Here is a 10,140-nt window from a genome sequence, read left to right on the forward strand (position 1 = left end):
GAGTGTGGTGATGGGGAGGGGCAGGGGGGAATAATAACTCGCCAGTGAACAATCATCAGTCACCAGTCATCACTTACCAGTCCCCAATTCAATTGAATCTTTTTTTATCATTATCGAGCCAATAACGGCAAGTAGGCTACCGAATGCAAGAAATCCAAGATCCCAAGCTAGTTGATTTGGGCCTGGTTTCACATGATGGATGCCGAGAATTTGATGGTCAATCAATCCTTCAACTACGTCGAATAACCCAGCACCAATAAGTATTGAACCAATAAAGGTTTGTGACGACCAAGGAACATCGTCGCGTCCTCCAGCACGCCAGAGTAGGATTATTCCTGCTACGGTTAACAGCCAATCGAAAGCATGGAATAATCCATCCCACACCATGTTCAAATCTTCATTAGCAACGTTTGTCAGAGGTCGAATGTTGCTTAACATGTGATGCCACTGGAGTAATTGATGCAGTAAAATTCCATCAACAAATCCTCCAAGACCTAAACCAAGAACGATTCCCGCAATTATTAAGGGTGTCCGTTGATTGAGGGTTGTACTTTTGGCCTCCATCTTTAACCTCAGAAATCGGTTTTTTACCAAAATAGAATTATTTTGGTTACCATATCTTCTATCCTGAGGCAAGTGCGTAGCTTGCCGCCGAAGGCATCGCTCAAATTAAAATTAGTCAATCTTCTGCTTTAATTTGCATTCCAGCTTTTGCTGGGTCAAAATTTTCAGGAAAATGGGTATTGCGATCGTAGTCTGCTTTTTCCAGGTTTGCTCCTTCGAGATTGGCTTTATGAAGATTAGCCGACATTAACAACGCTCCCCTTAAATCAGCATTTCTCAAATTAGCTTCACTCAAATCGGCAAAACTCAAATCAGTTCCCCTGAAATTAGCTCCACTCAAATTCGCTCCACTCAAGTCAGCATAACTGAGGTCAGATCCTCTCAAATTAATATTTTGTAAATCCGCATTACCCAATTCTGCCTTACTAAAGTCTCGTTTTCCTGCTGCATAACTCTCTACAACAGTAGCGGCATTATTAATTGGCTGTTGAGAATTTATTTGAGACATAACAAAAAAGGGTGGGGAGTGTTGACTGTTGAATGATGACTGTTGACTGATGACTGTTGAGTGATGACTAGTGACTGGCGAGTTATTACTCTCCCCTGCCCTTGTGCCCCTCTGCTCCTCTGCCCAATCTACCTTGTCTCCCCTACCATTTCAATACTTCAATGTTCCTAAATGTAATACATCAGTTCTTTTTGTTGTCGGGTTGTTCTCCGTTCACAAAGGTCTTGAAGTGTATATTTTTCTAGTACGGAGTTAGCAGCTTGACGTGCTTCTTGCCAAACTTCCTGAATTAGCTCAGCTTCTATTGTACTAGGGGGCGGTTCACAAGTGGAGGCAACAGCATCGGAACCTTCCATACAGGTAAAAGCATCCAGCACTGTAATTGTCCTGGGATCTCGTGCCAATACATAGCCGCCTTTGGCTCCGCGTATGCTCTTAATTAAACCTCCACGCCTTAATGTTGCCAAGAGTTGCTCTAAGTAGCGGTTCGGTATGTCTTGCAATGCTGCTATCTCGCGGATTTGCAATGCGTCACCGTTAGGGTAGCAAGTTGCCAACTCTAACAGGGCTAGGAGTGCGTATTCTGATTTGTTAGAGATTACCACAGGCGTAATACTTTAAACTCACACCTAAATATACAAAGTTACTAAATCTATTTCCCTAAGCTATTGCTAAGAAAAACTTGACAATCAACAGATTGTTGACCGGCTAACTCCACTTTAAAGACTTTTTAGCATAAAAACAATTATATTTTTTTTTTAACCCCATAAATAAAAATGATTGATTACAGGGTTTGGGTATTGGGAGTGATGAGTAGAGGGGGAAAGGGAAAAGGGTTTTTATTTTCCCTTTACCCCTTACCCTTTTCCCTACTTCTGCAATAGGGGGGAAAGGGAAAAGGTTAAAGGGAAAAGGGTTTTTATTTGCCCTTTACCCTTTACCCCTTACCCTTTTCCCCACTTCTGCAATAGGGGGGAAAGGGAAAAGGGTTTTTATTTGCCCTTTACCCCTTACCCTTTTCCCCACTTCTGTTAGAAGTCTAGTGATGAGTAAGTGTAAATTTTTGTTTAGTAAATACTTCGCCAAGCTTTTACTGTCCCTTTACCAATTTCGCTATCAACAGTTTGACCTCCTTCCAACACTAGTCTGATGTCTAAGTTTTCATCTGGAGCATTTTTCAAGGCAGTGGCTAGTTCTTGGTTAACGACAAACGTGCCTGTTGAACCCTCTAACTGAAAAATTTTTTCCCTGACTTTAATCGAAAGTTTATCTACTTTTTGGGTAGTCACGAATTTCAGGTAATCTGGTCTGGGATACAAACTACCTGCGGTATAGAAAGAAGATTTTACTTGACCAGAATTTACTGTTACGAGTAGTCTAATGCTCTCAGGAGTCCACAAACTAATAACTTGTTTGGAACCATCGCGATATAAATAACCACCTAAATAATTGCGGTCAAAAACTCCAAGTAACTCGCCTTCAAAAGGGTCGAGGATTCTCACGGGTTTTGACCAAGGCACATCCATATCTGGAGACAGTCCTACTGATTTGACCAATGGCAAATTACTTGATGCTTGGCTCAGGTTAGATATCTTTTGAGCGCTGGAAGCAGTGCCAAGTTGCAAAGAAATTGCAGCCAAGCTAGTGGTTAAAAGAAGAACTGAAATTGTCGGTGCTAAGTTCATGATGAGCGAGAGATGGAGTTTTTAAATTTAATTTTTAATGACACATTTTTAATGTTGATTTCTTTGTGGTAGATTTCTTACAACTATTTTAGCTTGTGAATAATGGCACAGTTACTATTGATATGGTCTTGATAATTAATTAGAGTTTATACAAGTGTGAATATATTTGGCGATCGCTATCATCAATAAAGTCTTGATTTTTGATATAGAGATAACAGCAAACATTCCCAAACTAGCCGTGGTTGAACGTAAGTAAGTAAATACTTACGAGCTTGTTCTAGCTGCTCCATCGCTTGGGCTTGATGCCACTGCTGCCAGTAAAATTGTTGAAGATAATCAACTAACCATAGTTGTGCTTCTGTATCTAAATCTTTATCAATTTTTTTGGCTAATTCTAAAGCATTGCGGTAAGATTTGGGCACTTTTTTTAAATCTTCAACCAATTCAGGGGGAATAGCTTGTAATTGCTCGTAAGATGCGATCGCACTTCCCGCACTGCCAGCTGCTATATTCAATACTGCCTGATGTTGCAAAATTTCCTGATGACCTGTTTGTGTGAGTACAACAGCTAAAGACTCTCCATCCAAGCGATAAAAAGGAATGCGCTGACAGCGTGACACCAAAGTAGACAACACAGACTCTACTGTCGGTGCAATTAAAATTAACGTTGCTTGTCCTGGTTCTTCTAAAGTTTTTAATAAAGCGTTGGCTGCGGCTTCCGCCATTGTTTGGGCTTCCTCTAGCACTACCACATTCCTTGGGGCTTCTAAAGGCGAGCGACTGAGAAATTCGGTGATTTCTCGAATTTGCTCTAATCGAATTACAGGTGGTGCTTTACGTTTGAGTCCTTTTTCAGCCGCTTGTGCTGCTGTAAATCGTTGTCCTTGGTATTGATAAGTTGGTTGCACCCACAACAAAGCCGGGTGGTTACCTTGACGCAAACGGTTTTGTAAAGCAGTAGTGATTTCCATCCCATCAGAAAATAGCAATTCCACAAAGCACTTGGCTGCTAAACTCCTACCTACACCATCTGGCCCCACAAATAAATAAGCGGGAGCAACCCGGTTTTGTCTAACAGCTTGAGTGAGCAATTCTATGGCTTGCTGTTGTCCTACAAGTGGTGCAAATGGCTTAATAGTCATTGTGAAGAAAGAACAGGGAATAGGGACTTGCAAGTAAAAAAAGATTCCATTGCTATTGGTGAGTGTTGACTGTTGACGGTTCACAGTTAACGGTACGCTTTTAGGCTCGTATTCATATCATAAATAAAGTGAAATGCTATTAGAACGCACATTAGTATTGGTAAGTACGGCAAGTACAGGCATCGCCAAAAATAGTAGTTCATGATACCGTAATTTTGTCTGAATATAAAATTCTGTCACACCGCCAATCATAGAGGAAGTGACAATAGAGACACCCCAAGTCGGCAGTGAACTTCATTGTCAACACTTATTGCAACCCTTCTTTTGCTCCTTGTCCCCAAATCATATCGTGTCCGATTACAGACCTATCATTTAGATCCCAGGTGAGAATAATAACTCCCCAGTCAACAGTCAACAGTCAACAGTCAACAGTCAACAGTCAACGCTATTTTCAAGACAGGAGTTTGCTGGAATGTCCACAAAACCGAGTACTCAATTAATTTTGTCAACTTTACTTCCTCATCTGAAAGTAGCAGCAGCCTACGCCCGTTTTATGCAACCAAAAATTGCTGCACTTCCCGCTAAAGAACAAGGAAAAAATTTTTTTGCGGCTGCACTTACTGATGCGGATGTAGCGATTCAAAATCTAGTGGAAGTAGTACTACTGGGTAGTTTTCCAGAGATTCGCTTTTATGGAGAAGAGTATGAAAGTTCTAGAAACACCAAGTATTTTCGTGCTACTGAACTGGGGCTTGAAGGTGATTATTTAATTACACTCGACCCAATTGATGGCACGAAATTTTACATGGATGGACATTCTAATTATCAAATTATTCTTAGTATTTTAAATGCAGATGATTTTGAGGCAGTGCTGGCAATTTCTCCTGCCCAAAATGTTTATTTTTATGCTTTGAGAGGCGAAGGAACTTTTAAAGGAACATTGGAAACGAATTTAGAAGCCTGCGTTCCCTTAGAGATTACATCACCTAAACCTGCTGTATTGTTGGGATGGGGAATGAATGCCATCGCACCTCTATTAAAAGAACGCTATCAAGTAATTGATATTGCCAATGATTATTCTAGTGATATACAAATTCCCAATCTGAATGGCATTCTCACTGGTGATTTGAGTGGAGCAGTAATCAGAGCCGGTAAATTTATTGATGCTGCTGCACTAGCTTTTTTAGCAAAAGAAGCCGGCTATCTTGTCACTACTCTTGATGGTTCCACTTTGCCGCCACTATATACTTGTAAAAACTACAGTCTCCCTGGATTAATCTTAGCTGCGTCAAAATCCATTCATCAACATTTGCTGGAAGCAACTCAAGGTTTAGTTGTGTGAGGATAGAGTATTGGGCATTGGGCAAAAGTGCTTTTTGCACTCTTGTGGGAAAAGGTTAAGGGGCAAAGGGGAAAGGGAAAATACCAAACCTTCAGAAGTGGGGAAAAGGTTAAGGGGTAAAGGGGAAAGGGCAAATAAAAACCCTTTTCCCTTTAACCTTTTCCCTTTCCCCCCTCTTGTCTCCCCATCCCCTATTTATCCACTGCTTCAGTTAAAAATTTTTGAATACGATTGACAAATTCTTCGATTTCTGTAATTAACTTAGTTGCAGTTTTATGCTCGTGTTGGAGGGCTTGTTGTTCTAGTTTCTCAACAGCTAAGTACATAGCTGTGGCTCCAATGTTGCTGCTAGCACCTTTGAGGTAATGAGCTTCTCGGACAATTTGTCCAAAATCATAAAGTGCGATCGCACTTTTGACAATCTCTAAACGGGGTTTAATATCTTGAACGAAAATCTGCAAGAGATTTAATTCAAATTGTGTGTCATTATCTGATACTTGATGTAGGTGTTCCCAATTGATTGTTTGGTCAATTTCAGTGTTGTTGATGGGAGAAGCTGTTTGTTCGCCTTCAATTACTATTTGTTGCAAAAGGATGATGTCTGCCCAATGGTCTAGAATTGCGGCTAATTTTTCTTTCAACACTGGCTTGCTGAGATAATCATCCATTCCAGCATTTAAACATTTTTGTTTGTCTTCTTTCATGGCATTGGCTGTCATGGCAATGACCACAGGACGACGACGACTAGCAAATGCACTTTCTTGCCAACGATGAATTTCTCTTGTAGTTTCTAAACCATCCAAAATTGGCATGTGACAATCCATTAAAATCAAGTCATAAGGAATTTTTTCTAATAATTGTAAAACTTCTTTACCATTAGCAACGACATCAGCTTTATAGCCCAAAGTTTGGAGTTGTTTAAGTGTGACTTTCTGATTGACTAAATTATCTTCCGCTAGCAAAATTCTTAACTTTGATTCAGTGCAAAAGTTCGGGTTTGGAGATTCATCAATACGGCAAGAATTGGCAACATTTGAAGTGGTTCGATTTTGGATTTGTTCCCTAGTACCTGGTTCTAATGCTGGCTGAATTTGTAAAATATTGAGGGTCATATCGAAAAGTCGGGATGCCTTAATGGGTTTGACTAAATAACCAGCAAATCCGATTTTTAAAGCTTGCTGTACTTGATTTCTTTGATTAGTTGAAATGACGATAATTAAAGGTATCTCAGCAGTTGCCGAATTGGCTTTAATCTGTTCTCCTAGTTTGATGCCATCTGTTTCTGGCATTTCCATATCAATTAAGGCAATATTATAGGGATTTCCTTGCTCGCAAGCTTTATGAATAGCTTTGAGTGCTGCGGCTGCGCTGTTGACTCGATCTACTTGCATTCCCCAAGTAGTAGCTTGATTGTGGATCATTTTGCAATTAGTAGAGTTATCGTCTACTACTAAGGCGCGGCAATTAATTAATGGTGGGGACGATTTTAATATAGGCTCAAGTTGGTTGGCGAAAGGTACTTCAAACCAAAACTTAGATCCTTTGCCAATTTGACTTTCTACCCCAATTATTCCTCCCATTAAAGTTACCAGCTGTTTGCAAATGGCTAATCCTAAGCCTGTACCACCATACCTGCGAGTGGTTGAAGCATCGACTTGGGTAAATGGCATAAATAATCTCGGTTGATCTTCAGGACTAATACCAAGACCTGTGTCTGTAATGGCAAAGTAGATGGTAACTGTGGTGGCGGAAAGGGAACGTAATTGTACTTCCACTACTACTTCACCAACACTGGTAAATTTGATGGCGTTGCTAATTAAATTCATGAGAATTTGCCGCAACCTCCCAGCATCTCCTTGGAGATGGATGGGAACGTTATGTTCAATGAGGGCAGCAATTTCTAATCCTTTATTATGGGCTGAAGGAGCCAATAATTCTAATACTTCTTCAATACAAGTAGATAAGTTAAAATCTAGAGTTTCTAGAGCCATCTCTCCAACTTCTAATTTGGAAAGATCTAAAATTTCATTAATTAAAGTTAATAAAGCTTCTCCACTGATGCGAATTGTTTCAATAAAATCTCGCTGTTCTGGGTCTAAGGAAGTATCTAAAGCTAAACTAGTCATTCCCAATACCGCATTCATAGGAGTACGAATTTCGTGACTCATATTGGCTAAAAAAGCACTTTTGGTTTGAGAAGCTAATTCAGCTTGATAACGGGCAATTTCAAGTTCTTGTCGTTGACGAGTTTCTGCTTCTAATAGTTGGGCTTGGGCTATGGCTATACCTACTTGGTCGGCTATTTGGCGTAACAGGAGAGTTTCAAAGTTAGACCATTGATGAGAATAGTCACACTGATGAACTATGAGCAAACCACGAAGTTCTTCTTTGACGAGAATTGGCACAACTAAATTCACTTTCACGCCGAATTGTTGCATTAATTCCAAGTGTTTTTGTTCGAGTTCCAGGAGATCTAAATTAGCCAGCCCTAAAACTCGTCCTTGACGGTACTGTTGGAGATAGTATTGTTGTAAATATTCGGCTTGAAAGTAGGGGGCGGTGGTGTTTTGCTCTTTAATTGCTGGCAAGCCAGAGACTACTGCTTCAATGACGGTGGTTGTGGATTCATCTGGCTGAAGCTGATAAATTAATACTCTGTCAGTTTGGAGGATTTTTTGTACTTCCTTGACAGTAATTTCCAGAATTTCTTCGATTTGCAAAGACTGGCGAATTTTGAGGGTGATTTCAGTAAAAAGTTGCGATCGCAAGTTTTGGCGTTGTAATTCTTCTTCAGCTTGTTTGCGCTGGATAAATTGCCCCACTTGCCTACCAATAAAATTCATGGTTTTCGCTAAGTCTTCGTCTGGTTCCTGGATTTGACGATTAAAACAGGTAATGACGCCGAGAATTTTGCTATCAGTGCGGAGTGGAAAACCTAAAGCCGCATGTAGTCCTACTTGAGCTGCGGTTTTAAAGTTAGGGAAATTCAGATCTTTAACCACATCAGCAATCCAAACAGGTTCGGAAGTCAGCCAAACACGTCCAGGTAGCCCGACTCCTGGTGGAAAAGTGGTTTGCTGCTTCAAGGCTACAAAGTCTTGTACTTCCAGGGATGGTTTATGCCAGACATCCAAAAAACGCAGTACATTTGCTTGCTGATCTACCATCCAAATTTCCCCCAAATCCCATCCTAGACTTTCACAAATTCCCTGAAGAATTTGGGGCATAGCTTCTTTAATTGTAGTGGAATTTGCTAAAACATGGGTTGCGGCGTATTGTGCGCTTAAATGTTGTTCAGTTCGTTTGCGCTCAGTGATATCAATACCCGTACAAACAACGTATTCTACAGAACCATCATCGTTTTTTAAGATGGTATTCGACCAGGTAATTAATCTGTGAGTCCCATCCTTCATTAGCCAATAATTTTCGTGTTCTAGAAAACTCTTACCAGTCCGCAGTTCTTCAAAAACTGCTTTCACTGACTCTACTTCTTGAGAAAGTAGAAACAATTTCCAAAAATACTTACCTCTGACTTCGTCGAAGGAATAACCTGTTATTTGCTCGCAAGCTTCATTAAAACGAACAATTTTTCCTTGGGAATCAGTAACTACCACCAAAGCTCCCGCAGTATCAAGGACTGCTGAGATAAAGTTGCGTTCTTGGTTTAAGATTTCTTCTGTGCTTTTACGTTCACAAACCTCACGATAGATTAAATAGTAGACTACAGCCAAAATCAAGAAACTCAAACCAATGGCGATCGCAATTGTCAAAGTTGTTTTCCGAGTCCAAGCTTTTGTAGCTTGTGATAATTGCTGACGCCGCCCTTTTTCTTGGTTCTGGATCTCATAAACCGTTTTATGGATATCGTTCGTGAGATTTTGACCATCATTTGCTAGTAGCACCTGCGATGCCGCTTGTAATCCCAGATTCTGGCGCAAGTTGATAGTCTGTTTTAGTTGAGTCACTTTAGCTGCAACTAAAGATTCAAGGATTAAAATCTGCTTTTGTTCCTTTGGTTCACCTGCGGTTAAATTTTTCAGTTTTATAATTTCTTTGTCTACGTTAGTCAGTGCTTGTTGATAGGCTTTTAAATAAGTTCCTTTTTCAGTCAAGATGTAACCACGCTGCCCAGTCTCAGCGTCCTTTGTCTGTGACAGTACTTTTTCTAAGCTGTTAATTTTCTTATTAATATTTTTGATGATGCTGCGGTTATTAGTGGATACTTCTGTATTTTGATAAGAGACTGCACCAATGACAACTAAAGTTGCCGATGCTAAAAGAAAACCCGCCCCAATTGTTTTGAAAAATTGCTTGCGTACTTTCTTTGATGCTTTGCCTTTATCAGCCATAAGTACTAAACTTGCCAAATTACGACGCAATTCCAGTTGCTTCATAACTTGACGACCCAAGGTACGTAATGCTTCTATCTGTTCGGAAGTAAGTTTCCGTGGTATGTAGTCAATGACGCAAAGGGTTCCCAGCGCGTATCCCTCAGCATTAGTTAGAGGTACACCAGCATAAAACCGGATTTTTGGGTTAGAAGTCACCAGTGGATTTGCGGCGAAACGTTCGTCATTTGCCGCATCAGGCACAATCAAAACATCAGGTTGTAGAATCGCATGGGCACAAAACGCCTGGTCTCGATGTGTTTCTGGGATATCCAAACCCACCTGAGCTTTGAACCACTGGCGGTTGATATCAATTAAGCTAATTAAGGCAATTGGAGTCTGACAAATATACGAAGCTAAACGAGTGAGATCGTCAAAGACAGCTTCAGGTTGTGTATCGAGGATTTTGTATTCCAAAAGCATCTCGATTCTCTGTGCTTCGTTATCAGGTAATGGTGCTTTCATCCTTAAGCCTTATCTACGAGGGATTGGGGATTGGGGATTTATGGGG

General features: G+C 40.5%; 7 protein-coding genes. 1 reads left to right on the forward strand and 6 read right to left on the reverse strand.

From position 1 onward, the window contains the following. Window positions 1-69: 69 nt before the first annotated feature. The 5 genes from GNE10_RS25960 to GNE10_RS25980 form a co-directional block, all read right to left on the reverse strand. Window positions 70-564, reverse strand: a complete 495-nt coding sequence (locus tag GNE10_RS25960; protein WP_185568029.1) for a DUF2243 domain-containing protein — start codon at window positions 562-564, stop codon at window positions 70-72. 115 nt (window positions 565-679) lie between these two features. Next, on the reverse strand, window positions 680-1,072 hold the full coding sequence (locus GNE10_RS25965) for a pentapeptide repeat-containing protein (RefSeq protein WP_185568031.1): 393 nt from the start codon (window positions 1,070-1,072) through the stop codon (window positions 680-682). Window positions 1,073-1,239: 167 nt separating this feature from the next. After that, the gene (locus GNE10_RS25970) at window positions 1,240-1,677 is read right to left on the reverse strand and encodes an Rrf2 family transcriptional regulator (protein WP_185568033.1); all 438 of its coding nucleotides are present in this window, start codon (window positions 1,675-1,677) and stop codon (window positions 1,240-1,242) included. 462 nt (window positions 1,678-2,139) lie between these two features. Beyond that, window positions 2,140-2,757: a hypothetical protein gene (locus GNE10_RS25975; protein ID WP_185568035.1), complete on the reverse strand. Its 618-nt coding sequence runs from the start codon at window positions 2,755-2,757 to the stop codon at window positions 2,140-2,142. A gap of 182 nt (window positions 2,758-2,939) precedes the next feature. Then, window positions 2,940-3,899: a DNA polymerase III subunit delta' gene (locus GNE10_RS25980; RefSeq protein WP_185568036.1), complete on the reverse strand. Its 960-nt coding sequence runs from the start codon at window positions 3,897-3,899 to the stop codon at window positions 2,940-2,942. Window positions 3,900-4,371: 472 nt separating this feature from the next. On the opposite strand from GNE10_RS25980, the gene GNE10_RS25985 reads away from it, so the two are divergent. Continuing rightward, window positions 4,372-5,241: an inositol monophosphatase family protein gene (locus GNE10_RS25985; RefSeq protein ID WP_185568038.1), complete on the forward strand. Its 870-nt coding sequence runs from the start codon at window positions 4,372-4,374 to the stop codon at window positions 5,239-5,241. Window positions 5,242-5,432: 191 nt separating this feature from the next. On the opposite strand, the gene GNE10_RS25990 is transcribed toward GNE10_RS25985, so the two are convergent. Then, entirely contained in the window at window positions 5,433-10,094 is a 4,662-nt protein-coding gene (locus GNE10_RS25990; protein ID WP_185568041.1) for a GAF domain-containing protein, read from the reverse strand. Between the last annotated feature and the right edge of the window lie 46 nt (window positions 10,095-10,140).

The organism is Nostoc sp. 2RC (assembly GCF_014222165.1).
Classification (GTDB): domain Bacteria; phylum Cyanobacteriota; class Cyanobacteriia; order Cyanobacteriales; family Nostocaceae; genus Nostoc; species Nostoc linckia.

What these genes read in the sequence shown, in the direction of transcription:
- GNE10_RS25960 (WP_185568029.1), bottom strand. Translation starts at nt 564, where the DNA reads ATGGAGGCCAAAAGTACAACCCTCAATCAACGGACACCCTTAATAATT.
- GNE10_RS25965 (WP_185568031.1), bottom strand. Translation starts at nt 1,072, where the DNA reads ATGTCTCAAATAAATTCTCAACAGCCAATTAATAATGCCGCTACTGTT.
- GNE10_RS25975 (WP_185568035.1), bottom strand. Translation starts at nt 2,757, where the DNA reads ATGAACTTAGCACCGACAATTTCAGTTCTTCTTTTAACCACTAGCTTG.
- GNE10_RS25980 (WP_185568036.1), bottom strand. Translation starts at nt 3,899, where the DNA reads ATGACTATTAAGCCATTTGCACCACTTGTAGGACAACAGCAAGCCATA.
- GNE10_RS25985 (WP_185568038.1), top strand. Translation starts at nt 4,372, where the DNA reads ATGTCCACAAAACCGAGTACTCAATTAATTTTGTCAACTTTACTTCCT.
- GNE10_RS25990 (WP_185568041.1), bottom strand. Translation starts at nt 10,094, where the DNA reads ATGAAAGCACCATTACCTGATAACGAAGCACAGAGAATCGAGATGCTT.